Origin of the sequence: Neisseria dentiae (assembly GCF_024580525.1) — a bacterium.
Lineage (GTDB): Bacteria > Pseudomonadota > Gammaproteobacteria > Burkholderiales > Neisseriaceae > Neisseria > Neisseria dentiae_A.
In genome coordinates this window covers 92,016-118,749 of sequence record NZ_JANIKQ010000007.1, presented here as the reverse complement: position 1 = coordinate 118,749, position 26,734 = coordinate 92,016, and the positions used below count along the sequence as shown (strand labels likewise).

The following is a 26,734-nucleotide window of genomic DNA, read 5'->3' as shown; positions in this document are numbered from 1 at the left end:
CGATGTGGCGTTTTCCCCAGCCGTGTTTGTCGTAGCTGCCCCGGCGCGAATGGCCGTCGTTCTCCACCCGCACCACCGCTTGGGTCGGCTCGTTTTTCGGCAACCCGTTGCCGTTGCCCGATAAGGTGCCGCCCACCAGAATGTTGCCGTCTTTGTTTTGCCAGTTTTCGCCGCTGATATGCAGATCGCCGCCGATCAGAATTTCGGCCGGCCGGCTTTCGATAATGCGCTGGCGGTAGGTGTTTTGCGTGTAGGTGTTGCGGCGCAGCTGTTCGACGGCGTATTTGTGGTAGTGGATGTTGCCGCCCTGATGGGGAAACAGATTGACATCGTGCTTCTCCCATTTGACCGTTCCGTCTCTGCCTTCGACAAAGAATGGCTCGGCCTCGCCCACCCGGGTGTAGCTGACCACATCTTTCTGCTCCGCCAGATATTCTTCCACTTTCAAATGCGGATCTTCGTTAACCAGATACGCCGCTGCAATGCGGCCGCTGCCTTTGGCTTCTATCTTCGCGCTGCTGTTCACCAACCTCTGCGCCATCCCCTCGGCCTGCCGGGCTTCGTTCAGACGGCCGCCTATCGCCAACGTGCCTTCGCTGCTGAGAATGGCGCCTTCCTGATTGCGGATGTCTGCCACCCCCACCGCCAGATGCTGCCGTGCGGCAACCACTCCTGCCTTGCCGTCGGCGCTTTCGCGGTTGCTGAGCCGCTCTCCGCCCAATGCCACCCAGTCGCCGTATAGGCGGCCGATGTTGTCGATATGGCCGGCAACGGCGGCGGTGAGGCCGTTGCTGTTGATGAGACCGCTGTTGGCCAAAGTGCCGCGGGCATTCAGGCGGGTGTCGCCGCCGGATTCGGCTGTGCCGCTGTTGTGAATGCCGGCGGCGTTCACATACAGCGCGCCGCCGCCGCGCAGGGTGCCGCTGTTGGTGATGTCGCCGCTGCTCTCTATGCTCAGCAGACGGCCGGATTCGAGCGTGCAGCTGTTGTGGAAGCTGTCATACAGTTTGATAACGGTGTCGCGGTTGGCTCCGGTGGTGCCGTCGTTGGTTAAGGATTTGGCTTCTATGCCCAGGTCGGCACCGGCCAGAATGCGGCCGCCGGTGTTGAGAACGGCGAGGCTCTGCGCCTGACGGTCGTGCACTTTGAGGCTGCCGCCCGCGGTGATGCCGCCTGCGCTGTTGTCGAGGCCGTCTGAAACGGCAAGATCAACGCTGCCGCTGCCGTGAATGCTGCCGCTGCGGTTGTCGAGCTGCCGGGCGTTAACCGCCAAATCGTCGGCGGCAATAGTGCCGCTGTTGCGGATATCGCCGCTGATGTTCAGGCTTTGTGTGGTGATGCGGTTTTGGTTGGTGAGCGCGGCGGCTATGCTCAGGCTGCCGGCGGCTATTTCGCCGCTGTTGGCCAGCGTACGGGCGGTCGCGCTGCCCGAGGCAGCGGTGAGGCTGCCGCTGTTGCGGATACTGCCTGCCTCGATGGCGGCATCGGCGGCATAGAAGCGGCCGCTGTTGTCGAAATCGCCACTTTTCTGCAGAAAGCTGCCGAGGCTGATGTCTTGGCGGTTGTTAAACGCACCGGCCACGTTGAGGTTGGTGAGGCCGTTGGCCGATATGCTGCCGCTGTTGGTGAGGCCGTCTGAAACGGCAAGGTTGCCGGCGGCGGCGGGTACTGCCGGGGCGGTGGGGGTGCCGCCGTTTGTGCTGCCGCCGCCCGGAGCGGCGGGGGTGTTTTGCCCGCCCGTTGCGCCGCCCGTGTTGCCGCCGTCGGCGGGTGTGCTGCCGATTAGGCCGCGGTTCTCTACGCCTCTGGCGCTGACATTCAGGTTTTGCTGCCCGCTCTGACTGATGCCGCCGCTGTTGTTCAGACGGCCTGTTTCGATATCGAGGCGGTTGGCGTTAATCCTGCCACTGTTCTCCAACCCGCCGCCGTTGCGGATAACGGTTTCGCCCGCCGATGCAATCAAACCGCTGTTTTCCAGCGTGGCCGTCTGAATGCGGGCATCTTGCTGTGCAGAAAGGCTGCTGCTGTTGGCAAACGCGCCGGTGCCAACGGCCGCACTCCCCGCGCTGATGATGCTGCCGCTGTTACCGATTCTGCCATCGGCACTGAGCGTTACCCCGCCGGCGGCGGCATACAGCTGCCCGGCGTTGTTGACGGCTGCGCCCGTGCCGGTTGCAATCAGGGTAATCTTGCCGGCATACATCCCGCCCAGCCTGCCGGTGTCGATAACCGCCGCTGCGGATCCGCCGTCTGAAACGGCGCGGTATTTGCCGTCGGCGGCTATATCGTTGCCGCCCGATACCACGCTTAAATCTTGCGCCCACACGCCGGCGTTGATTTCGGCGGCGCGGGCAAGAATGCGGGTGTAGTCGGCATCGGATGTATCCAGTCCGGCGCCATTCACCGCAATACCGCCCCCACGCACTTGAAAGCCGCTCAGCGAGCCGTTGTCAAACAACGGTTTGCCGGTGGTTAAGGTTACCCCCGCCGCATTGATAAAGCCGCCGCCGTTTATCTGTATGCCCGCGGGGTTGGCCACCACCACTTCGGCGCGTCGGCCGGCGGTTTCGATGTAGCCGTTGAGCCGGGAAGGGGCGGCGCTGTTTACCTGGTTCACAATAATGCGCGCTTCGCCGCCCGCCAGCCACGGGTTGCCCTGTATCCACCCGCCCAGCCGCGTCTGCACGTTGCCGCGGCTGTTGTTCAAAACCGCGCCGCGCTGCGAAACGTCGAATTGCCGGTATTGGTTTACCGACACCCCCGCCGCGCTCGGGGTTTGGATATTCACCTGCGGCAGACCGTTGGCGGTTTGCAATACCGTGGGCTGTTGGCCGGCGGGCGCGTTGCGGTCGGCCCTGATGTCGGATGCCTGCGCAGGCAGCACCGCCGCCGCCCCGGTTGCCGCCATAATCGAGAAGGCCAGCCTGCCGATACCGAACCGCACCCCGCCTGCCGACGGCTTGTCTGCCGTGCTCTTGCCCCGGCGGGCGGCATATTCCGGCACCGCCGTCAGGCAGCCTTTGTGCGCGTTGAAAATCACTCGGTAGAGGGTTTTGTTCATGGCTGGGTCCTTATAACTTGATAAACGCAGCAGGCCGTCTGAAAAAAGATTTTCTTTTCAGACGGCCTTGAAATTAATTAAAACGAATAGTTCAGGTTGAAACCGTAGGTGGCGGAAGCGGTTTGGAAGCGCGCCGGTTTTTTAAGCGGCTTGCCTGCAAACAGGTTGTAGGAAAGGTTGCCGCCTGCCTTTACCTGACCTTTCAAACCTATTGCCGCACCAACCAATGTTTGCCCGGCAAGATACTGCGCCGAAGGGCCGGATACGCGCCCTGCATCAGCTGCCAGGTAAACCTGATGGGTTGGCAGATACTGCCACGACCAATCGTTGCGCCAATACCAGCCGCGCTCGGCCGACAACACCGTTTCGCCGTCAAAACCGCGCACGGTATAGCGGTTGCCGATAGCCAGCCTGTCTTGCGGCACCAGCGGCTTGCGGCTCCACTGCATATGCGCTTGCGTGTCGTAGGCAAACAGCTGCCGGCCCAAAGCAAACGGCAGATTCAAACCGACGTCGGCATTGAGTATTTCCGCACGCGAAACGCCTTCTCCAAACGCTTCTTCGGGTGCCTTCAGGCTGCGGTTGCGGCCGGTGCCGCGTTTGTAGTTGATGCCGAAATCGAGTGTGGCCTGCCCGAGGTATTCTTTATGCGTTACACCCACTGCCCAGCCTGCGGTGCGGCGGTGCTGCACTTCAATCGGCGCATCATCGATGAAACTTTCTGATTCGCGCTGCCACAGTTTGGCCGTTATATGGGTTTTACGGCGCGCATCGCGGTAAAGCAGGCGGCTCAGCCCTGCCTCGCTGGTATAGCTCTTGCCGTTGTAGTCGTAGTTTTGCGAATCACCCGCCACAGCTTGGTGATAGCGGTAATAACTGTGGTTCCAAAATGCCTGCCAGTAACCGAACGGAACCGAATAATGCAGGTTGTAGCCGTTGGTGCCGCTGCCGGTATGCCGCCCTTCGGCATCGGTATACGATGCTTTGTGCCCCAAATCACGGTTATATGATGCATAAAACAAATCGCTCAGCCCGAGCGGGTTATCTGCCGACAACGTGATGCTGCCCTGATATTTGCCGGTAGCCTTGCTGCCGCTGTCGTCCACACCCACGCTCACCCGAAACGGCACTTCCCGCTGCCGCCACACTACTACCACATCGCTTTCAGACGGCTTATCCGCCGGAACAATGCGGATATCCGCCTCGGCCGTGGGAATACGCTTGAGGTTTTCCAAACCCTGCTCCAAATCGCGAAGATTCAGAATATCGCCCGCCGCTGCCGGAAATTCGTTTTGAAACGACACTATCCGATCGGCATGGGTGTGCACCACGTCGGCCGTATCGACACGGATTTCGCGGATACGCCCCGGCACCACCGTCAGCACCAGCGCACCTTCGTTCAAATCCTGCGGCGCCGCCAAAATACGGGTGGTGGTGTAGCCCCGCCCAATCAGGGCGTTTTGCGCCAACGTCATGATATGGTTGATGCCCTGCGCGCCCAAGCACATGCCCGCTTCAAAACCCGACCGCTCCAACGCCTGCGCCAATGCAAACCCGAAACGGCCGGCTTCGTCACCCTCAAGGCTGATGCGGTTAACGGCGAAACACGGCGTTTCTCCTTGCGGCAATGCCTGCACCGCCTGCACCGGCGGGGCGTCCAAACGCACATCGGGCTGCGGCTGAAGCTGCTGCAGCTGCTGCTGCCGCTGCGCTTCCTGCACCGATTGGCGCTGCTCGATAACGGCAGCCGGCAGATCGTCGGCCAGCACCGGGGCAACGGCAGAAGTGATGCAGAAGGCGGGAAAATATAAACGGAACGGGGAACGCAGGCTCATGATGAAGTTGTATGCAAATGGTTAATTCAAACCAATTTAACCATTTGCATACAACAAAAGCATATATAAATGACGGGCGGATTTTAAAGCAACCGAATGGAATCGGATACCGGCGCGTCGGAAAAACCGGCGGTTGATACAGTGGCTTAAATTCAGAATAGGACAATGCGCCGATGGAGAGTTTCTTCACTACACTGAAAACGGAAAGCTTCTATCAGGAAGGTGCGCTGTCGGTGGCGGAGCTGGCAGCGGTAACAGATGATTACATACATTACTACAATCATGAACGGATTAGTTTAAACTTAAAAAAGCCGAATCCTGTCGGCTGCAGAACCCGGCTTAAACAGACTATTTGAGAAAGATTCTTAACTTGTCCAAGTGTTGGGGGCAGTTCAAACTTTTTCAGACGGCCTGAGAGGATGTAGAAAATTCCAGCGTTGTTTACACTTTTCGCTTTTTGCTTGAAGACCCATTTTGGGATTTTTGAGGGTTGTCAAGAATACCGAAAGGCACGGCGAAGCCGCATCGTTCTTGAGAATGCTCAAAAATCACGAAACCATCATTCCAGCAAAAAAACAAAAGTCGTTTGGCATAAAAAGTGTAATCAACCCGACCTTTTCCCACACCTGAGACCTTTGCAAAAATACCTTAAGGCCGTCTGAAATGCTTAAATCCCGTCATTAGCTTCGCAAGTCCGCTGCGCCCCCGCGTAGACAGGAATCCAGATGGAAATATTGAAGTATTGATTAAACAAATACTTGGATGCCAAGTGTCTGGATTCCCGCCTACGCGGGAGCGCAGCGGACTTGCGAAGCTAATGACGGAATTCAGATTTTTCAGGTGGTGTTGAATTTTGCAAAGGTCTCGGCCTTTTATTCTTATGCCCCAACGCCTAACCTATCATTTTGTTTTTCAAAAACGCCAGCGCAAACTGCACGGCCTGCCCGCGTATGCTGTCGCGGTCGCCCTCGAAAAACGCGCGCTGCGCCCAAATGCGCTGCTTGGTGGCCAGCCCGAACCACACCGTGCCGACGGGTTTGGCCTCGCTGCCGCCCTCCGGCCCGGCAATACCGGAAATACTCAAGGCATAGTCGGCCTTGGCGGCAATCAGTGCCCCGAGTGCCATTTCGCGCACGGTTTCCTCGCTCACCGCGCCGTAAAAATCAAGCGTGTTGCTTTTCACGCCCAAAAGCTGCTGCTTGGCTTCGTTGCTGTATGTGATAAAGCCGGTGTGAAACCATGCCGAGCTGCCCGGCAAGCGGGTGAGTTCGGCTGCCAGCAGGCCGCCGGTGCACGATTCGGCGCAGGTTACGGTTTGCCCGCGCTCGTTCAGGCGGGCGGTTAAGGCGGATAAGGTGGGGTTCATGAGCGGATAACTTTCATTGAACTGTATTTTATTCATATGGTATAGCCAAACGAAATAAAAAGAAACTTAAAAGCCGTGCGGCGGCACTCAAGGCAGGCCGGCACCGTGGCGTTTTTATTTTGTTTGGCTATATTTTAAACCGTTTTATCAACCGCGCATTCCTTATTTTATTCCGTTCGGCAATTTTATTGCCCGTTTATTGCGCTTTCAGATTATTTTTTACATAGATTTTGGTTTGTTGCCTTTATACCGCAGTAACTTGCGGTAAAGTGCGGCTTGCCGGGTACCAGCCTGCCGCCGTCAGCAAAAAACACACGCGGCGCGCACTCCGACATCCCAAACCCTGCCACACAACCATCTGAATAATATGAACAAAAAACGCTATATGTTGCTCTATCTGCCTGTGGCGCTGGCCTTGTGCTGGTTTCTGCTGCTGATTTGGGTGTATGTTTCGGCGGTATCCGCCCGCCGCATCACCATCGAAGAAATCCAACCCGCCGATGCCGTGTTGGTGTTGGGCAACGCCGTCAACAAAAACGGCCGCCCCAACCCCTGCCTGCGTTCGCGCGTGGCCGCCGCCGCCGACCTCTATCATGCGGGCAAAGTGCCCAAACTGGTGGTGAGCGGCGGCACCGACAGCGACGGCAGCAACGAAGCCCGCCATATGAAAGCCATCGCCATCGAGCTGGGCGTGCCCGAATCGCGCATCGCCACCGAAGGCAAATCGGAAAACACTTACGAAAACATTTTGTTCAGCTCGATTCCGCTCACCAACAACAGCAACATCATCATCGTCAGTGCCGACTACCACCTCAAACGGGCGCGCTGGCTGGCCGACAAGCAATGGGGCCATGAAAAAAACCTACAGATTTATTCGGGCATAGACGACTGCGATGAAAAAACACTGGATTACTCGCGCAAAATCGTGCGCGAAAGCCTGGCTTGGGTGAAAGCCTCCGTGAAACCCGAATAAACCGAACCGCCAAGCACTTATCGGCAAACCGGTTGCTTCGGGTTTCGGGTAAAATAACGGTTTTCAACACCGGCCTATATTGATTCGATCAGGCCGTCTGAAAAGCTTTCAGACGGCCTGAAATCTTTGCCGAACCTAACAAATAAATGACGAACACATCCGACCGCTGGGCCGTCCACCGCCTGCTCGCCCGCAATACCGACGAACGCCTGCAACTGGTGCGCAACACTCCGCAGCAGATTGTGCTGGTGGGCGCCGATGCCGACGAAAGCCGCCGCCTGCTCGCCGCACGCTACCCCAAAGCCGCGTTTGCCGAATACGACCCGCGCGCCGATTTTCTGCAAGCGGCCGCCGATGCACGCAAAACCGGTTTATGGCAGAAACTCACCGGCAAAACCGTGCCGCAACACTGCCAAAGCCTTACCGAACCGCTGCCCGAAGCGGCGGCCGATATGTTGTGGTCCAATCTAGGGCTGATTACCGCGCGCGAACCCGTGCCGGTTTTTGAAAACTGGGCGCGCGCGTTGAAGCCCGACGGCCTGCTGTTTTTCACCCATTTCGGCATCGACAGCCTGAACGGTTTGACAGGCCGTCTGAAAGAAGCGGGCATCACCGTTAACACGCCGATGTTTTTCGATATGCACGATTTGGGCGACATGCTGTTCCACCACGGCTTTTACGACCCTGTAATGGACACCGCCAAACTCGAGCTTTCCTACCGCCGCCCCGAAACTTTTTGGCAGGATATGGAAACCCTCGGTCTGTGGGCTTCGCTGGATTTCAGCGACGAAGCCGCCGCCCGTGCCGCCGTCAATCGGATGTTCGCCGACGGCGGAACCCTCACCGCTACCCTCGAAACCGTGTACGGTCACGCAATTAAAAAGCGGCAGCTGCCCGCAGGCGAAAGCGAGATTCTGTTTTACCCGAAACCGCGCTGATGGCGGCGGTATGGCAAAACCACTTGTTTGATAACCGTTCCGTCATACTCCGGCATGGCCTTTTTTCAACCTGTCTGCCGAAAGTTTCAGACGGCCTGATACCCTGCAAAAATATCTCAAGGCCGTCTGAAACTTTCGGCGGCCTGTCTCTCTCTTATCATACAGACCTACCGCTGGGGCAAAATCCCACGGCGGTTTGATAAATTTCGGTACAATACCGCCTGCTCTATATTTCATTGTTTTATTTATGACTTCCCACCAACCGCCCGCCAACCGCCCCCTCACCATCGCCCTGTGCGCCGGCGAAGCCTCCGGCGACCTGCTCGGCGCGCACCTGATGGCCGCCATCAAGCAGTGCTGCCCGCAGGCGCATTTCGTCGGCATCGGCGGGCCGCGTATGCTGGCAAAGGGCTTCCAAAGCCTTTACGACCAAGAAAAACTGGCCGTGCGCGGCTTTGCCGAAGTGGTGAAGCGCCTGCCCGAAATCCTGAAAATCCGCCGCGGCCTGGTGCGCGACCTCAAACGCATCCGCCCCGACGTGTTCGTGGGCATCGACGCGCCCGACTTCAACCTCGGCGTGGCTGAAAAACTCAAAAAAGCAGGCATTCCCACCGTGCACTACGTCAGCCCCTCGGTGTGGGCGTGGCGGCGCGAACGGGTCAACACCATTGTGGAACAAGTCAACCGCGTGCTGTGCCTGTTTCCGATGGAACCGCAGCTTTATCAAGAAGCGGGCGGGCAGGCCGAGTTTGTCGGCCACCCGCTGGCGCAAACCCTGCCGCTCGATGCCGACCGCGATGCCGCGCGCCGGCACATGAAAATCGAACCGTGGAAACCCGTGTTCTGCCTGATGCCCGGCAGCCGCGTGAGCGAAATCGACTATATGGCGCCGATATTCTTCCGCACCGCCCGCCTGCTGCTGCAACGCTACCCCTCCGCCCGCTTCCTGCTGCCCGTGGCCACCGTGGCCACCCGCAGCCGCCTGATTTCGATTCTGCACCAAGGCGAATTTATCGGCCTGCCCATTCAACTGATGAGCGCGCACGCCGATTTGGCCTGCACCGCCGCCGACGTGGTGCTGGTTACCAGCGGCACCGCCACGCTGGAAGTGGCGCTGTGCAAACGGCCCATGGTTATCAGCTATAAAATCTCGCCGCTCACCTACGCCTATGTGAAACGCAAAATCAACGTGCCCCATGTGGGGCTGCCCAATATCCTGCTCGGCAAAGGCGCCGTGCCCGAACTGCTGCAAGACGACGCCACCCCCGCCAAACTGGCCGCCGCCGTGGCCGAATGGTATGAATCGCCGCAAGATGTCGCCGCCTTGCAGCAGGATTTTCTCAACCTCCACCGGCTTTTGCAGAAAGACACCGACGCGCTGGCCGCCGGCGCCGTGCTGGCCGAAGCAGGCATTACCGCCGCCGTGCCCGAAGCCGCACCCGAGGCCGTCTGAAAGATAACCGCATGAACACCGTTCTCACCGCCGGCGTCGACGAAGCCGGGCGCGGCCCCTTGGCGGGCAGCGTATTTGCCGCCGCCGTGATTCTGCCGCCCAGCCATAACCTGCCCGGCCTCACCGATTCCAAAAAACTCAGCGAAAAAAAACGCAACGAATTGGCCGCACAAATCAAAGCGCAGGCCGTCGCCTGGAGCGTGGCCAGCGCCGATGTGCAGGAAATCGCCGAACTCAATATCCTGCACGCCACCCTGCTCGCCATGACCCGCGCCGTGCAAAGCTTGGCCGTGCCGCCGCAGAAAGTGCTGATAGACGGCAACCGCGTGCCGAAAAACTTGGGCATTGCCGCCGAAGCCGTGGTGAAAGGCGACAGCAAAATCATCGAAATCTCCGCCGCCTCCGTGCTCGCCAAAACCGCACGCGACGCTGAAATGTATGCCCTAGCCGCGCGTTACCCGCAATACGGCTTCGACAAACACAAAGGCTACGGCACCGCCGCCCACCTCGCCGCCCTCGCCGAATTCGGCGCCCTGCCCGAACACCGCCGCGATTTTGCGCCGGTGAGAGCCGTATTGGCGCAGGGTAAGTTGTTTGGGTGAGTGCTTGGATAAGGGCAATAAAGGTTTCAGGCCGTCTGAAAGGCAACTTGATTGTGATTATTGAACATAATTTACGCTGCGAAATTGTGGTCGAGAGACAATGGCGGGGATAAGATTATTGCTCTAGGTAACCCCATGTGAAATAATAGAGATTAAGGGAAGTTATACAGAAAGGTATTTGGAAAATATTTTCCAACAATCTTCAAAAATCCTTTTAATATAGTATATATTTTTAATATAACATTCAAGGATAAATAAAATGAATTTTGATTTCACTACAAAAACTTTTAGAGATTTATTAGGCACCAATTTTAATCAATTATTAATTCCCCGTTTCCAGAGAGATTATACTTGGGAAAATGAGCACACTCGCGAATTTTTGGAAGATCTTCTTTCCAACTCAAAATTAAACAATACAACAGATACGCAAAACCCTAAATCCGACTACTTTTTTGGAACTATTCTTGTTGCAGGAAATATTAATGGATCAAATGGTACTTTAGAGATCATCGATGGACAACAGCGAATTACTACCGCCACTATTTTATTATCTACTATTGGAAAACTCCTAAAATCCTGCTCAGAAGAAAAATTGTCAGAACTCATTTGGGAATATATCATTAAAACTACTGATGACGGAGAAAAAATTACCCTATTACAGAATGACACTACCGATGATTTTTTTAAAGAAAATGTTCAAGATATAAATATTACTATTGATGACGTTGTAAAAATTAAAGAAGCTCCAGATGAAGAAACTCAGCGCATCCTAGATGCTATTAAATTTTTCAGCTCATATTTATCATCTAGCAGTATAGATATGAATTTAAATTTATTACTAGGGAAAGATAATAAATTACACAATCAAAACTATATAACGAAGTTAAAGCAAGTTCGAGATTTTTTGTTAAATAGCCAAGTTGTTTGCGTCTCAACAACAGATAAAGAAAGTGCTAATTTAATATTCGAAATATTAAACTCAAAAGGAAAAAAACTTGAACCCATTGATTTAATAAAGAATGAAATTTTTAAATATGTTACAACCGTACAGCCAAAAGATTATGCAATTGGCAAATGGAAAAGAATTAAATCACATCTAAATGAAAGAGTTCGAATTGAATTCTCTATCTTCTATCGCCACTTTTGGCTATCAAAATATAAAAGAATGAATAATATAGATTTATATGATCAATTCCTAAACAACGTATCCAAAGAAGAATATGAGAACTTCTTAGACCAACTAATAACTAATGCAGAAATATACAAAAAAATATCCTCTCCAAATCTAACTAATGACTATAAAAATCAAAAACAATCTACATTTATTATTGACTCACTGACTGCTTTAAATAACTTTAAAATTAGACAGTGTAGGGTTGCACTTTTAGCTATTTTTAGAAAGAAAGAAGAAAAATTGATACACATCTCAGATTTTAAAAAAATAATTACCTTTTTACCTAAATTTCACTTTATTTATAGTGCATTGTGCTCAAAAAGAGCAAATACCTTAGAATCTAAATATGCAGCCTTTGCGGTCGCTCTGACAGATTCTCAATCAGTCAATGACTCTAGAAAAATAATAGATGACTTAATAGAAAAATTAAAAAAAATATTACCATCAGAGCAAGAATTTACTGAAAAATTCACCAAGTTAGAATTTTCAAATAGGGATAAGGTGAAAAAGGATGATAATCAAGTTACAAAATATGCTATATATGAATTAGAACGTATTTTTTCAAAAAACTTAATGGTAGCCAACACCGCGAGTATTGAGCATATTATTCCTGAAAGTAAAGACTCAGCCATTCCAGAGGCATTAAATATCGGCAATTTATGCATTTTGGAAAACAATTTAAATGGGAAATGCGATGCTCAAGATATTAAACAGAAATTCAATATTTACGAGAAATCGCAATTCTCTACTATGAGAGATTTTTTAAACACACACTCTTCTGAATTTACTAAATGTCATATTACAAATAGATCTAAGTATTTAGCAAATAAATTTTATGAGTCTGTTAAGCAAGCGTAGCCTGCATACCCCCACCGCGTGCGTGGCTACGCCACACACCCTACCGCCGATTCAATGCTTGCCGATTTCAGGTGTAGGGTGTGTGCCCAAAGGCACGCACGCGTTAGTTTGTGGTGGAGCAACCCATTACTCTCAAGACCTGTCTAAACAATTTATTTCAGACGTCCTTTTTCTCTATGTTTTTATCAAACATGTTGAAACAAAAAACAATCCGCGGCAGCTCACATAACCCATACCACCCGTATGCGCGGCTACACCACTGAAAAACAGCAAGCGTAGGTTGGGTTGAAAACCCAACATGATAATTTGCTTGAAGTTTTTGTTGGGTCTTTGACCCAACCTACTGTTTCAGGCGGCCTTACCCCTGTTTTGTCGGATACAAGTATCCGAGCTACCCGGCTGTTTTTTGAAACAATAAGATATTCGGTTCAAGCCCGAATATGATGCGAAAGCCGTCTGAAAGTTTTTCAGACGGCCTTTTTTCATTATCACACTAATGCAGGTGTTAGCCCACCTTATCCCCCGGCTGTGCGCCGGCGTCCACATCCAAGAGCTTCAGTTTGCCGTCGGCGGTGGCAGCGGACAGGATCATGCCTTCGGATACGCCGAATTTGGCCATTTTACGCGGGGCGAAGTTGGCGACGGCGATTACCATGCGGCCGTTGAGTTCAGCGGGGTTGGGGTAGCTGGCGGCGATGCCGGAGAAAATCACGCGCTGTTCGAAGCCGAAGTCGAGGTCGAATTTCAACAGTTTGGTGCTGCCTTCTACGGCTTGGCAGTTGAGCACTTTGGCCACGCGCATGTCGATTTTCATAAAGTCGTCGAAACTGGCCTGTTCGGCGACGGGCGTGTATTGGCTGGTTTCGGCTGCCGGTGCGGCAGAGGCCGTCTGAATGCTTTGTTTGTTGGCTTCGATTAAGTCGTCCACTTGTTTTTGCTCCACTCGTTGCATCAGGTGTTCGTATTTATTGATGGTGTGTTCGCCTAGGGTTTCGCGGGTGTTGGCCCAGGTAATTTTAGGCAGGTTGAGGAATCGGGCGGCGTTTTCGGCCACTTTGGGCAACACGGGCGCGAGGTAGGCGGTGAGCATGGCGAAGGCGTTGATGAGTTCGCTGCACACTTGGTGCAGGCGTTCGTCTTGGCCTTCTTGTTTGGCCAGCTCCCACGGTTTGTTGGCATCAACGTATTCGTTAACGATGTCGGCCAGCGCCATGATTTCGCGCAGGGCTTTGGCGTATTCGCGGGTTTCGTAGTCGGCGGCGATGGCTTCGGATTGTGCGGCGAGTTTGGCCAGTAATTCGCTGCCGGCAACGTTTTTCAGACGGCCTTCGAAGCGTTTGGCGATAAAGCCGGCAGCGCGGGCGGCGATGTTGACGTATTTGCCGACCAAATCGCTGTTGACGCGGGCGATGAAGTCGTTCAGGTTCAAATCGATGTCTTCGATGCGGCTGTTGAGTTTGGCGGCGATGTAGTAGCGCATCCATTCGGGGTTGAGGCCGCCGTCGAGATAGGAGCGGGCGGTGATGAAGGTGCCGCGCGATTTGGACATTTTTTGGCCGTCAACGGTTAAAAAGCCGTGGGCGAACACGCCGGTGGGCGCGCGGTGGCCGGAAAATTCGAGCATGGCGGGCCAGAACAGGGCGTGGAAATAGAGGATGTCTTTGCCGATAAAGTGGTACATCTCGGTTTGGCTGCCGGCTTGGAAGTATTCGTCGTAATCGAGGCCGATGCGGCTGCACAGGTTTTTGAACGAGGCCATGTAGCCGACGGGCGCATCGAGCCACACATAGAAGTATTTGCCGGGCGCGCCGGGGATTTCGAAGCCGAAATAGGGAGCGTCGCGGGAAATATCCCAGTCGGATAAGCCGCCTTCGCCGTTTTCGTCGGGGTGCAGCCATTCTTTCATTTTGTTGAGCGCTTCGGGCTGCAAGTGTTGCTGTACGCGGCCGTCTGAAAGTGTGGTGCTGCCCGAAGTCCATTGTTTCAGGTAGTCGGCGCATTCGCCGAGTTTGAAGAAGAAGTGTTCGGATTCTTTTAATACGGGCGTGGCGCCGGATACGGCGGAATAAGGGTTAATCAGCTCGGTGGGCGAATAGGTGGTGCCGCACACTTCGCAGTTGTCGCCGTATTGGTCTTTGGCGTGGCATTTGGGGCATTCGCCTTTGACGAAGCGGTCGGGTAGGAACATTTGTTTTTCGGGGTCGAACAGCTGCTCGATGGTGCGGCTTTCGATTTTGCCGTTCGCTTTGAGGGCAAGATAGATTTGCTCGGAAAGCTGTTTGTTTTCAGGCGAGTGGGTGGAGTAATAATTGTCGTAGCCGATATAAAAGCCGGTGAAGTCGGCCAGATGCTCGGCGTGCACTTTTTCAATCAGCTCTTCGGGGGTGAGGTTTTGTTTTTCGGCCGCCAGCATGATGGGGGTGCCGTGGGTGTCGTCGGCGCAGCAGTAGTGGCATTGGTGGCCGCGCAGTTTTTGAAAGCGCACCCAGATGTCGGTTTGGATGTGTTCGACCATGTGGCCTAAGTGGATGCTGCCGTTGGCATACGGCAGGGCGGAGGTAACGAGGATTTTGCGTTGGGTCATGGTTTGTGCTTGAAAAAACGGGAATTTATCAAAGTGTGGGATTATAGCGTATAAACTGTGCAAAAGGCCGTCTGAAAAGTTTTTCAGACGGCCTCGAATACTATCGCCGCATCACCGCCGGCCACCCGCAAATCGAAATCATCGAACTGCCCGCGCCGCTGTTTTCAGACGGCCTTTCCACCTTACACCACCCGCCTACCAAGCCACATAAAACATGGTTTTCGCCAGCAGCACAATCATCACCATCTGGCAAAACACCGCCAAATGGATATATTTCGACCACGCCGCCGTGAGCGTGCCGCGCCGCATTTTGGTAACGGCAATCAGAAAGTGCGCCAACACCCCGAACGCCAGCAACACCTTCAAACACAACTGGGTGTTGAACGGCGCGGCAAACGGTGCGGCAAAAGCGGCGGCATAGCGGTGCGCCATCGTCAGCCCCGACAAAAACACACCGCCCACCACCCACGGCATCACCCGCACGGCGCGCCGCATAATGGCTTTTTCTACCGATTTCCGCGCTTCCCTCGGCACATCCTTGCTGTGTATGGCCGACAAAACCAAAGTTTCAAAGAAAACGCCGCCCACAAAAACAATGGCGCAGAACAAATGTATGATATGTGCAACAGAATAAACGCTCATAAAATATAATTTCAAACTCTTGCTCAGTTTTAAAACTCTTTACCCCTGCCGATACGCCGTTACCCGCAGCCTATGCCATACTGCGAACGCTCTTAACAGGGAATCCCGCCCTTTTACGGGGCTTTCCCGCAATATAACACCTTTTTTAAGGAGGACACCATGAAATCAACCATCGTTAAAGCCATCGCCCTGCTGGCCGTTGCCGGTTCGCTCACCGCCTGCGAAAGCATGAGCCGTACCCAACGCAACACCGCCACCGGCGCCGTTATCGGCGGCGTAGCCGGCAATCTGATCGGCGGCGACACCGGTTCCACCCTCGGCGGCGCAGCCTTGGGCGGCGTAATCGGCAGTCAGATAAACCGCCGCTAATCCGGCCGTTTGCCTTAACAAGAGGCCGTCTGAAAATGTTTCAGACGGCCTTTATGCTTTGATTTTAAAACAATTAAATCACTCAAGCGCATTTTGTCCCGCATCAGCCCTTGAACGCCCGTGCCGCATCATTTAAGCTTGGGGCCGTCTGAAACCCCAACACAAAGGAGCCTGATATGCCGATTACCACCCGCACCGTGGAATACACCACCGCCGGCGGCCTCACCCTGCAAAGTTACCTGTGCCTGCCCGAACACGCCGTCGGCAGTCTGTCGGGCATATTGGTGGCCCCTGAATGGTGGGGTTTGAGCGAGCACGCCAAACGCGCTGCCGAACGCTTGGCCGAACAGGGCTATGCCGCGCTGGCGATGGATTTATACGGCGGCGCCCGCCTCACCGACGATGCCGCCCAAGCCAACGCTTGGATGACCGAAGCCCTCGCCGACCCCGCCGTGCTGACCGAGCGCACCCGTTTGGGCTTGAAAGCGCTGGCCGCACAGCCCGAAGTGGACGGCAACCGCATCGGCGCCATCGGTTTCTGCTTCGGCGGCCGCGTGGTGCTCGATATGGCGCGCCGGGGCGACGATTTGAAAGCCGTAACCAGCTTCCACGGCATTCTCGCCACGCCCGAGCCTGCCCGCGAAGGTTTTATCAAAGGCGAACTGCTGGTCGAACACGCCGGTTTGGATACGATGGTAACGATGGACGCGGTGGAAGCCTTCCGCAAAGAAATGGATAACGCCAAAGCGCGCTACCATATCGATGTGTTTCCTTATGCCAAACACGGTTTCACCAATCCGCAGGCCACCCGCAACGGTGAAAAAAACGGCGTGGATTTGGCCTATAACGAAGCCGATGCCGAAGTGGCATGGCAGAATATGCTGAACCTGCTGGAGCGCACCCTGTAATCGAGCTGCCCCGCTTTCCGGCATCGGGCCGGAAACTTGGCGACTTACCGTGGCAGTTATTTATATAGCCGGCCAACTTCAGAAAAAGTATAGCCGCCATACCCGGGCTTAATCCGGGTATGGTGTAACACTTACCAAACAAGTGGTTTAACTGTCATATTAGATTTTGCAAAACACTCAGGCCGTCTGAAAACCCTGCGCCGTGCAGGAAATTTTTCAGACGGCCTGAGTGTTTTGCAAGAAGCCGGCGCACTCTTAAAAACGTTTTTTACCTCGCCATACCCGGGCTGGCCCTGGATATCTGTTACTTATTTTGAAACAAAAAGATGCTCGTGCCAAGCCCGGGCATGACGCAGAGGTTTTAAGATGCAGACTGGAATTTTGCAAAGGCCTCTGCCTGAAATTTTTGGTTTTGAATGCGGCTTAAATTCCGGCTTATTGTTTGGCGCGCGCATCGCGCGAGGCTTGCCAGGCAGCGTCCAAACGGCGGCTTGCCGCTTCGAGTGCGCTGTCGGCCTGCGCTTTTTTGGCGGTTTCTTCCTGCAACTCGCCCTGCATTTTGGCGATGTCGGCTTCGGCCTGCTTAATGCGCGACTGGGCGCCGGCAATGCCCGATTGCAGCGAAGCAATGCGGCTGCCGCTGCTGTGCTGCGTTTTCAGGGCGGCGCGGTAGGCAGCCTGCGCGCTCAACAGTTCGTCGGAAACGGCATCGGCCTGTGCGAACGGAACGGCAAGTAAAAAAGCGAGAACGGTTAGTTTTTTCATGGTGTTTCCTTTGTCGGCTGAATCGGTTAACGGCCGGCGGCGGTTTGGTTTATATATGCCCCGGCCGGCTTGTTTTGTGTAAAAGATACGCATATTGGCGGCAAAAAACCACACTGGCAAGTGTAAACCCTGTTGCAGGCGGTTGGCGCTGTTTTTTCAGACGGCCTGCGCGCACGGAAAAGCGGCGGCAGCAAGCTCCATGCCAATGGTATATTTTTTTGCAGCGGTTTCAGCGCCTTGGCGGAAAATATTTACTCAACATAAAACACGGGAGATAGTTTCTGCCTTTATATAATCACAAAAGTTATTAAATTACAAACGTTAAGCGGTGGCGAAATCGTGTAATTCTGCCCTTTTACCGCTTGAGGCCGGGCGCGGTCGGCGCAATACTATATTTACGGAAGGCGCGGTTGTGCCGCCGTAATTTTATCCCGATAGGAGTATAAACAATGAAAAAAGCGTTATTGACTGTTTTGGCTTTGGGTTCTGCCGCTATGGTTTCTGCCCAGCCGCTGTCCAACACATTTACCGGCCCCTCGGTGGAAATCGGCGCAGGGATTAGCAAAACTGATTTAAAAAACAGTAACTTAAAAGAGAAAAATAAATTCGATATTGCCATACGTGGTAATTATAATGTCGAATATGGTGCTAACTGGATTGGTGGCATTGAAGTAGCTGCAAAACCAATCCATGTCACTGTAGGAAAAAATGCAGCCGGCAAGGTGACACAAAAATTTGATGCATCAGCTTCTTACCTGCAAGGTTACCGTTTTACAGAAAATGCGATGTTCTATGGTAAAGTGGGCTATCACTACGGCAAATTTGAAGGTATTAATGGCCATGATCGCAGAATGAATGGCGTGGGCTACGGTGCCGGCCTGAAATATACGGTAACGCCCAATGTAGAAGTGGGTGGCGAGTGGGAGCAAACCCGCTTCAAGCGCGGCAGCGACAAAGCTACCAATAACAGCTATATGGCCACTGTAGGCTACCGGTTCTAAACCGATGTTTTAACCCCTTTAACCCTTCCTTTTCAGCAAACTCATCAAAGCAAGAAGAAGGCCGTCTGAAAGATTTCAGACGGCCTTTATTGCCAATCCGATTAGCGGTTTGAATCCAAATCGGCTTTGTATTCGATTACACCGTGATCCTTGCGTTCGATAGAAACATCCAGCTCTTGGTTTCTGCGTTTGAATTTCAAATCGGCGTCATCGCGTTTCACTTCCGACTCGACCACTTTAAAACCGTGGCGCTGTGCGTGGGCGCGCACTTGTCCGGCCAAATGCTTCACACTGGTGTCACGGTCGTGCAGGCGGAATTCGGCTTCGAATTCACCGTCGCCTTGACGGTCTGCCTTCACCACTTCCGCGCCGCGCGGTTTGAAAATTTCACCCGGTATCGGTGCCGCCATCGCGCTGGCGGAAAATAAAGCCATCAGGCCGGTTATAATCAAGGTTTTGGTGTTGTTCATCGGGCATTCCTTAAAAACGGTCAGTTAAAAAAGCGGTTTGGCATGCCGGCACATCCAAAGCAGAACGGCAAGCCACACAAGCGGCCGCCATCGTAATCCACGCCCAGCCTGCCCTCAAGCCTTTAAACTTCTTTTTACCTGCCGCCGTGTTTGTATTCATTCTGCTTACTGATTTTTGCAAAACCGGCCGCAAGCCGCATGATGCTTTACGCAAACACCGTTTCGGGTACATTCATAAAAAAAGGCCGTCTGAAAGATTTCAGACGGCCTTTCCGTTCGTTTAAAAAATCTGCAACGCGCTTATGCCCCTGCTTTGCGCTGTCTGCCGTAATCCGCCGCAGCGGTGAACAGCACGTCGGTGGAAGAATTGAGCGCGGTTTCGGCCGAATCCTGCACCACGCCGATAATAAAGCCTACCGCCACCACCTGCATGGCCACATCGTTGGAAATGCCGAACAGACTGCACGCCAGCGGAATCAGCAGCAGTGAGCCGCCCGCCACACCCGACGCGCCGGCCGCACTCACCGTAGCCACCAGGCTCAGCAGCAGCGCGGTGGCAAAGTCGATTTGAATACCCTGCGTGTGCGCGGCAGCCATCGACAGCACGGTAATCGTAATCGCCGCACCCGCCATATTCACCGTTGCGCCCAGCGGAATCGAAATCGAATAAGTGTCTTCATGCAGGCCGAGCTTTTTAGCTAACGCCATGTTCACGGGAATATTGGCGGCGGAAGAACGGGTGAAAAACGCGGTAACGCCGCTTTCGCGCAGGCAGGTAAACACCAACGGGTAAGGATTGCGGCGGATTTGCGTCCACACGATAATCGGGTTGACCACCAGCGCGATAAACAGCATACAGCCGAGCAGCACCGCCAACAGGCGTGCATAGCCGACCAACGCATCGAAACCCGTTTCGGCAATAGTGGCCGACACCAAACCGAAAATACCCAAAGGCGCGAAACGGATCACCCATTTCACCACTTTCGACACCGCCTCGGCGAAATCCGCCACCATGATGCGGGTGTTTTCCGACGCATTGCGCAGCGCGAAACCGAGCACAATCGCCCAAGCCAAAATGCCGATATAGTTGGCGTTGGCAATCGCGCCCACGGGGTTGGACACCAGATTCATCAACAGGGTTTTCATCACTTCCACAATGCCCGAAGGCGGCGTGGTATCCACAGTTCCGGCGTTAACCAGCGCGATTTCGGTGGGAAACACAAAGCCGGCAACCACAGCAAAAAATGAAGCCGAAAACGTGCCGATAGCATAAAGCAGAACAATCGGCTTGATATGCGCTTCGCTGCCCTTCTGGTGCTGCGCAACGGCCGCCGTTACCAGCACAAACACCAGCACCGGCGCCACCGCTTTGAGCGCGCCCACAAACAAACTGCCCAACAGGCCGGCCGCCAAGCCTGCCGAGGGCGACAGCCACGCCAGCACCATACCCAAAACCAGCCCTACCGCAATCTGCTGCACCAGGCTGATGCGGTTGACGGCATCTATCACGGGGTTTCCGCTTGCCATGATTCGTCCTTTTATAAACGTTAAGAAAGGCTAATATTCTAAAATAAAACCCCTTTCCCAAACTATGCTTGCTAAAATACAGCACAAAAATCCATAAATAGGCTTATTTTGAAATAAAATTTCCAAATTTTGAAATACACACCATTAAAACGGATGCTTTTACAGCCGAAACAAAACGAAAAGCCAAACCGGACTGCTTTGCCCGCTGCAAACAGTCAACACGGTAATCAATTCAATTTTCAGGGTTATCCGGCAGGCAACCCCTGCCGACAACAGTCGAAACAATGCTAAAATTGCCACCAGATTACAGGCCCGTTTTCCAACCTGCGCAAACCTTATGAAAAAACACACCGCCTCCCTGCTGCTTTCCACTCTGTCGCTCGCCTGCATGCGGGCGTTTGCGGCCGACCCTGCGCCCGAAGATTATGTGCGGATTCAAAAAACCGAGAAAAAAACCGCCGAGGCGGATGGTGAAAAACTGCCGGTGAAATATCCGGTGGAAATCCGCACCGACGACAAAGAAGTGAAAGCCATGCTCGAAGAATACCTGCCGCTGATCACCCAGCAGCAGGAAGAAGAACTCGACAGCGAGCAGATGGGCTTTTTGGCCGAAGAAGCACCCGGCGACGTGCAAACCATGCTCAAAACCAAAGGCTATTTCAATGGCAGGGTAACGGTGTCGCCCTCGGGCTACGGTTATGTGGTCGACGTTACGCCCGGCCCGCGCACCAAAATCGACAACGTGGGCGTGGCCATCGTGGGCGACGTGATGCAAGACCCCGATTTGGCGCAGTATTATAAAAGCGCCATGGAAAACTGGTCGCTGCCCGTGGGCGGCTATTTCGACCAAAGCCAGTGGAGCAGCAGCAAAACCTCGGTGCTCTCGGCGGTTACACGCAAAAAATACCCGCTGGCCAAACTCTCGCAAACCCAGGCCACCGTTAACCCCGACACCAACACCGCCGATTTGAACGTGCTGGTAGAAAGCAACCAGCCCGTTTACTTCGGCGACATCCACATCAGCGGCACCAAACGCTACCCCGAAAGCGTGGTGCGCGGCATGGCGCAGTTCCAGCCCGGTTCGCCCTATGATTTGGACCAACTGCTCGACTACCAACAGGCGTTGGAGCAGGACGGCCACTACTCGGGCGCATCGGTGCAGGCCGATTTCGACAATATGCAGGGCGACCGCGTGCCGGTGGTGGTGTCGGTGGAAGAAATGAAGCGGCACAAATTCGAAGCGGGCGTGCGCTATGATTCGGAATACGGCCCCGGCGGCCGCCTCGGCTACGACTACTACAACCTCTTCAACCGCGGCTACATCGGCTCGCTGGTGGTGGACACCGACAAATACGAAACCACGCTGGCGGCCGGTATCAGCCAGCCGCGCAAAAACAACGGCCACTATTTCACCAGCAACGTATCCTATACCCGCTCCACCACCCAAAATCTCGAAAAACACGCCTTGGGCAGCGGCATTTGGCGCGTGCGCGACCGCAACAACATCGAATCGCGCATCGGCATCGAATTTCTCACCGAAAGCCGCCGCGTGCCCGACACCAATTACGATTTGGGCCGCAGCCACGCCACCATGCTCACCGCCTCGTGGAAGCGGCAGGAAATCGAAACCACCCTGCGCCCCGAAAACGGCTATTACCTCGACGGCAAAGTTGGCGCCACCATAGGCTCGCTGCTCTCTTCCACCGCCATCGCGCGGGCGAAAGCCAGCGCGGGCTATTATTTCACGCCCGAAAACAAAAAAATCGGCACCTTTATCGCACGCGGCCAAATCGGTTATGTGTATGCGCGCGAGAATAAAGAAGTCCCCTCCACCCTGCAATTCCGCACCGGCGGCGCCACTTCTATCCGCGGCTACGAACTCGACAGCATCGGCCTGGCCGGCCCCAATGATTCGGTGCTGCCCGAGCGCGCGCTGGCGGTAGCGAGCTTCGAATACCAATACCCGATCAACAAGAGCTTTTCCGCCGCCGTGTTCCACGATATGGGCGATGCCGCACTCAACTTCAAACAGATGTCGCTGAAACACGGTACGGGCGTGGGCGTGCGCTGGTTCAGCCCCGTGGCACCCTTCTCGTTCGACATCGCCTACGGACACCACGATAAAAAACTGCGCTGGCACATCAGCTTGGGCACGCGCTTCTAACCGCACCGTTACGCTTCAGGCCGTCTGAAAACCCTCCGCCGGACACGGAAACGTTTTTTCAGACGGCCTGATAAATAAAAAGATGCAAACAGGCCAATACGATATGAACCGACAACCCGACGCAACCATCACACCGCCCGAAGCAGCGGCCGCACCCGACCAGAATAACGGGCCGTCTGAAAACAAGCCTGAAAAAAGCCTGTGGCGGCGGATGCTTTGGGCGTTTCTGCTGGGTTTGCTGCTGCTGGTTGCCGCAGTGGCCGGCGCAGCCGCATGGCTGGCCGCCACCGAATCGGGGCTGCGTTACGGCCTGTATAAAATCCCCTCGTGGTTCGGCGTAAACATCAGCTCGAAAACCCTGCAAGGCACGTTGTGGAAAGGCTTTCACGGCGACGGCTGGCGCGTGGAAACCGAAGGCGCCGATATCGGCATCACCCGCTTTTCTTTCGACTGGAACCCGCGCGAACTCACGCAAAGCAAACTGCACATCAAACACCTGATTGCGGGCGACATTCAAATCGTTACCAAACCCGTGCCGCCGTCTGAAAAAAAACCGGCATCCGGCCTGCCCGAAAGCGTGAGCCTGCCCGTTGAAGTGGCGCTCGACAAACTCGAAACCGGCAAAATCAGCGTAGGCTCGCGCGCCGACCGCCAAACCGTTTACCTCAACCATTTGAGCGCATCGTATGTTTACAACCACCAACTGCACAGCCTGAAACTGGCCGACCTGCAAACCCCGTGGAACACCGCATCGGGCAGCGCCACCCTCGGCGTAAAAAGCCCGTTTGCCCTTAACGCCGCCATTTACGGCCAAGGCGAACTCGACGGACAGGCTATCGACGCCCAAACCCGCCTGTGGGGCAGCCTGCGCGACATGGAAACCGACATCCGCATCGACGGCGACAACGTGCGCCTGCACGCCGAATCGGTGCTGCACCCGTTTGCCGCCAAACTCAACGACAAAATCAAACTGGTGCAGGTGAAAGGCTTCAACATCAACCCGCAGGCGTTTTTATCCACCCTGCCCAAATCCCTGCTCGAATTCGACGCCACCGTCGTGCCCTCGTTTGAGAAAGGCCTCGCGCTCGATGGCTCCATCGACCTGGCCAACCACGGCGCCGCAGCCGCCGACGCGGGCGGCATACCCGTGCGCGAACTGATCGGCAACTTCACCGTCAACGAAAACGGCCTGATTAAAATCCAAGACACCTCCGCGAAGCTGATGCAGAAAGGCACCGTAAACCTTGCCGGCAACATCGACACCGCCAAACAGCAGCTCGCGCTGGCCGCCGCCCTGCGCAACATCAGCGCCGCCGATGCCGTACAGCAGAAACTCGACGGCAGCCTCGACGGCACCATCACCTTGGGCGGGGCCTTCCGCAATCTTGAAACCGGTTGGGATTTAAACACCGGCAACGCCCTTTCAGACGGCCTGGTCCAAATGCAAACCGATGCGGAAAACGGCCAGCAAACCCTTTTGTTCAAACGCGCCCGCATCCGCCCCGGCAACGGCGGCGAAATCAACGCCGAAGGCTCGCTGGAGCTGTTTAAAAACCAAGCCCTGCAACTGGCCGTTACCAGCAAAAACTTCAATCCCGCCAAACTCAACAAACAGTTTCCCGAAGGCAACGTTAACGGCACCGCCACCCTCAACGGCGAAATCACCAACCAAAAATACGGCGGCAAAATACAGTTCGGCTCCAGCACCCTCTCCGGCGTGGCCCTGCGCGGCAGCGCCGACGTGCTTTATGAAAACGGGCACCTCGCCCGCGCCGTAACCGATATGCTTTTGGGCAGCAACAGCATCAAAACCAACGGCAGCTTCGGCAAAAAAAGCGACCGCCTCAATATCGACATCAACGCCCCCGATCTGGGTCGCTTCGGCTTCGGCATAGGCGGCCTCCTAACCGCCAAAGGCTACATCGCCGGCGAACCCAAACAGCTTGAAGCCGACCTGGCCGGCCAGGCGCGCAAGCTGCGTATCACCGGCGTGGCACAAGCCGACTCGCTCGACTTCAAACTCAAAGGCTCGCCCGACTACACCCGCCCCTTAAACATCGAACTCAAAGGCAACCGCATCAGCGTAGGCGGCAGCCAGCCCACCGTTATCGACGCCGTCAACCTGTTCGTCAACGGCACCGGCCGCAACCACCGCATCCACGGCGGCGGCAGCCTGGCGCTCGACGGCAAGCCCTACAAACTCGAAATCGACGCCAACGGCGGGCTGGACGACAAACAGCAATGGAAAGGCACGCTCAGCGTGCTCGACATCAGCGGCGCCTTCAACCTCAAACTGCAAAACCGCATCAACCTCGAAGCCGGCGCCGAGCGCGTAGCCATGACCGCCGCCCGCTGGAGCGCGATGGGCGGCAGCCTCAACCTCGAAAACTTCGTGTGGGACAAGAAAAACGGCATCACCACCAAAGGCAGCGCCAACAACCTCGAAATCGCGCAACTGCACAATTTCTACACCCCGCCCGTACGGCACAACCTCGTGCTGGCCGGCGACTGGGACTTGTCATACAGCCAAAACGCCCGCGGCTACCTCAACATCCGCCGCCAAAGCGGCGATGTGGAACTGCCCTACCGCAAACAAATGCTCGGCTTGGGCACGCTGTCGCTTAACACCCGCTTCCAAAACGGCCGCATCGACAGCACGCTCGACGGCGTAACCGGCTACGGCAAACTCGACGGCAACCTGATTATCAGCCAACAATTCGGCAACGACATCAAACTCGCCCCCATCAACGGCAAAATCAGCATCAGCGCACCCAATCTCGAAACCTTCCGCAACTTCCTGCCCGTGGGCCAAAGCCTGCGCGGCAACCTGCTCGGCGTGGCCACCATCGGCGGCCGCGTCGGCCAGCCGCAGTTCAACGGCACGCTCAACGGCAACGACCTCTACTACCGCAACCAAGACTTGGGGCTGATACTCGACAACGGCATCCTGCGTTCGCGCATTCAGGGCCAAACGTGGATTATCGACAACCTGCGCTTCCACCGCGGCGGCACGGTCGAACTCAAAGGCACGGTGGGCCTGAACAACGCCGAACCGAACGTTAACGTGGATTTGGCGTTCAACAAATACAACGCGCTCGACAAACCCAACCGCCGCCTCACCCTCAGCGGCAACGCCAAAATGCTCTACACCGAAACCAGCGGCGTTACCCTCACCGGCACACTCAAAGCCGATGCGGGCCACTTCGGCTTCCAAAAATCGTCTATGCCCACGCTCGACGACGACGTGGTGGTGTTGGGCCAGCCCGAAAAAGCTCCCGTCGCCCCCACCCCCATCAGCATGGATTTGGTGCTCGACCTCAACAACAACCTGCGCTTCAGCGGCGAGGGGTTGGACGTTACCCTCGGCGGCCAGCTCAGGCTGACCGCCAAGCCCGGCGAAACCGTGCAGGGCGTGGGCACCGTAACCGTGGTGAAAGGCCGCTATAAAGCCTACGGCCAAGACCTCGACATCACCAAAGGCCACATCTCGTTTGTCGGCCCGCTCTCCGACCCCAACCTCAACATCCGCGCCGAGCGCCGCCTCTCACCCGTGGGCGCGGGCGTGGAAGTGCTGGGCAGCCTCAACAACCCGCGCATTTCGCTGGTGGCCGACGAAGCCATGAGCGAAAAAGACAAACTCTCGTGGCTGATTCTCAACCGCGCCAGCAGCGGCAGCGACGGCGACGAAGCCGCCCTTTCCGCCGCAGCGGGCGCGTTTTTGGCCGGCCGCGTCAACGACAAACTCGGTTTGGTGGACGACTTCGGCTTCACCAGCAAACGCAGCCGCAACGCCCAAACGGGCGAGCTGAACCCCGCCGAACAGGTGCTCACCGTGGGCAAGCAGCTCACCAACAGCCTGTATATGGGCTACGAATACGGCGTGGGCAGCGCCGAGCAGTCGGTCAAACTCGTTTACCAACTCTCCCGCGCCGTGCAGGCCGTGGCCCGCGTCGGCAACGTATCGTGGGGCGGCGAGGTGAAATACAGCATCCGCTTCGATTAAACAGCAGCCCGTTAAACCGAACAGGCCGTCTGAAAACGTTT

Annotated in this window: 19 protein-coding genes; 11 read left to right on the top strand and 8 right to left on the bottom strand. The window is 55.2% G+C overall.

Features of this window, described 5'->3' with window-relative positions:
• Nucleotides 1–3,061 (bottom strand): two-partner secretion domain-containing protein (locus tag NQ012_RS06175; RefSeq protein WP_257066734.1); only part of this gene is annotated, 3,061 nt, incomplete at its 3' end.
• A 77-nt stretch (nt 3,062–3,138) separates the two neighbouring features.
• Nucleotides 3,139–4,896 (bottom strand): ShlB/FhaC/HecB family hemolysin secretion/activation protein, encoded by a 1,758-nt coding sequence (locus tag NQ012_RS06170; RefSeq protein ID WP_257066733.1) that lies wholly within the window; start codon nt 4,894–4,896, stop codon nt 3,139–3,141.
• Between the two features lie 173 nt (nt 4,897–5,069).
• Between NQ012_RS06170 and NQ012_RS13145 the strand changes: the two genes are divergently transcribed.
• Entirely contained in the window at nt 5,070–5,252 is a 183-nt protein-coding gene (locus NQ012_RS13145; RefSeq protein WP_373566641.1) for an IS3 family transposase, read from the top strand.
• Between the two features lie 536 nt (nt 5,253–5,788).
• Here NQ012_RS13145 and pncC read toward each other — a convergent pair.
• Complete coding sequence (pncC, locus tag NQ012_RS06165) at nt 5,789–6,262, bottom strand: nicotinamide-nucleotide amidase (protein WP_257066732.1); 474 nt, start codon at nt 6,260–6,262, stop codon at nt 5,789–5,791.
• Nucleotides 6,263–6,629: 367 nt separating this feature from the next.
• On the opposite strand from pncC, the gene NQ012_RS06160 reads away from it, so the two are divergent.
• The 5 genes from NQ012_RS06160 (at nt 6,630) to NQ012_RS06140 (ending at nt 12,260) form a co-directional block, all read left to right on the top strand.
• Nucleotides 6,630–7,235: a YdcF family protein gene (locus NQ012_RS06160; protein ID WP_257066731.1), complete on the top strand. Its 606-nt coding sequence runs from the start codon at nt 6,630–6,632 to the stop codon at nt 7,233–7,235.
• A gap of 146 nt (nt 7,236–7,381) precedes the next feature.
• The gene (locus tag NQ012_RS06155; RefSeq protein ID WP_257066730.1) at nt 7,382–8,173 is read left to right on the top strand and encodes a class I SAM-dependent methyltransferase; all 792 of its coding nucleotides are present in this window, start codon (nt 7,382–7,384) and stop codon (nt 8,171–8,173) included.
• 247 nt (nt 8,174–8,420) lie between these two features.
• On the top strand, nt 8,421–9,626 hold the full coding sequence (gene lpxB / locus NQ012_RS06150) for a lipid-A-disaccharide synthase (protein ID WP_257066729.1): 1,206 nt from the start codon (nt 8,421–8,423) through the stop codon (nt 9,624–9,626).
• Between the two features lie 11 nt (nt 9,627–9,637).
• A complete protein-coding gene (gene rnhB / locus NQ012_RS06145; RefSeq protein WP_257066728.1) occupies nt 9,638–10,228 on the top strand; it encodes a ribonuclease HII in 591 nt (196 codons plus the stop codon).
• Between the two features lie 259 nt (nt 10,229–10,487).
• On the top strand, nt 10,488–12,260 hold the full coding sequence (locus tag NQ012_RS06140) for a DUF262 domain-containing protein (protein ID WP_257066727.1): 1,773 nt from the start codon (nt 10,488–10,490) through the stop codon (nt 12,258–12,260).
• A 505-nt stretch (nt 12,261–12,765) separates the two neighbouring features.
• Here NQ012_RS06140 and metG read toward each other — a convergent pair.
• Together metG and NQ012_RS06130 are read right to left on the bottom strand one after the other, a co-directional pair.
• Entirely contained in the window at nt 12,766–14,844 is a 2,079-nt protein-coding gene (gene metG / locus NQ012_RS06135; protein WP_257066726.1) for a methionine--tRNA ligase, read from the bottom strand.
• A gap of 195 nt (nt 14,845–15,039) precedes the next feature.
• Entirely contained in the window at nt 15,040–15,486 is a 447-nt protein-coding gene (locus NQ012_RS06130) for a CopD family copper resistance protein (protein ID WP_257066725.1), read from the bottom strand.
• Between the two features lie 159 nt (nt 15,487–15,645).
• Between NQ012_RS06130 and NQ012_RS06125 the strand changes: the two genes are divergently transcribed.
• Nucleotides 15,646–15,855, top strand: a complete 210-nt coding sequence (locus NQ012_RS06125; protein WP_257066724.1) for a glycine zipper 2TM domain-containing protein — start codon at nt 15,646–15,648, stop codon at nt 15,853–15,855.
• 176 nt (nt 15,856–16,031) lie between these two features.
• The gene (locus NQ012_RS06120; protein ID WP_257066723.1) at nt 16,032–16,763 is read left to right on the top strand and encodes a dienelactone hydrolase family protein; all 732 of its coding nucleotides are present in this window, start codon (nt 16,032–16,034) and stop codon (nt 16,761–16,763) included.
• Between the two features lie 435 nt (nt 16,764–17,198).
• Here the strand turns inward: NQ012_RS06120 and NQ012_RS06115 are convergent, their stop codons facing one another.
• Nucleotides 17,199–17,528 (bottom strand): hypothetical protein, encoded by a 330-nt coding sequence (locus NQ012_RS06115; RefSeq protein WP_257066722.1) that lies wholly within the window; start codon nt 17,526–17,528, stop codon nt 17,199–17,201.
• 449 nt (nt 17,529–17,977) lie between these two features.
• Between NQ012_RS06115 and NQ012_RS06110 the strand changes: the two genes are divergently transcribed.
• Nucleotides 17,978–18,529 carry a porin family protein gene (locus tag NQ012_RS06110; RefSeq protein WP_257066721.1) on the top strand — a complete coding sequence of 184 codons (552 nt, stop codon included), beginning with the start codon at nt 17,978–17,980 and terminating at the stop codon, nt 18,527–18,529.
• A 101-nt stretch (nt 18,530–18,630) separates the two neighbouring features.
• Here the strand turns inward: NQ012_RS06110 and NQ012_RS06105 are convergent, their stop codons facing one another.
• Together NQ012_RS06105 and sstT are read right to left on the bottom strand one after the other, a co-directional pair.
• On the bottom strand, nt 18,631–18,999 hold the full coding sequence (locus tag NQ012_RS06105; protein ID WP_257066720.1) for a hypothetical protein: 369 nt from the start codon (nt 18,997–18,999) through the stop codon (nt 18,631–18,633).
• A 300-nt stretch (nt 19,000–19,299) separates the two neighbouring features.
• On the bottom strand, nt 19,300–20,526 hold the full coding sequence (gene sstT, locus NQ012_RS06100) for a serine/threonine transporter SstT (protein ID WP_257066719.1): 1,227 nt from the start codon (nt 20,524–20,526) through the stop codon (nt 19,300–19,302).
• A gap of 337 nt (nt 20,527–20,863) precedes the next feature.
• Here sstT and NQ012_RS06095 point away from each other — a divergent pair, with 337 nt between their 5' ends.
• Together NQ012_RS06095 and NQ012_RS06090 are read left to right on the top strand one after the other, a co-directional pair.
• Entirely contained in the window at nt 20,864–22,690 is a 1,827-nt protein-coding gene (locus NQ012_RS06095; RefSeq protein WP_373566640.1) for an autotransporter assembly complex protein TamA, read from the top strand.
• A 103-nt stretch (nt 22,691–22,793) separates the two neighbouring features.
• Complete coding sequence (locus tag NQ012_RS06090; protein ID WP_257066718.1) at nt 22,794–26,693, top strand: translocation/assembly module TamB domain-containing protein; 3,900 nt, start codon at nt 22,794–22,796, stop codon at nt 26,691–26,693.
• Nucleotides 26,694–26,734: the final 41 nt, after the last annotated feature.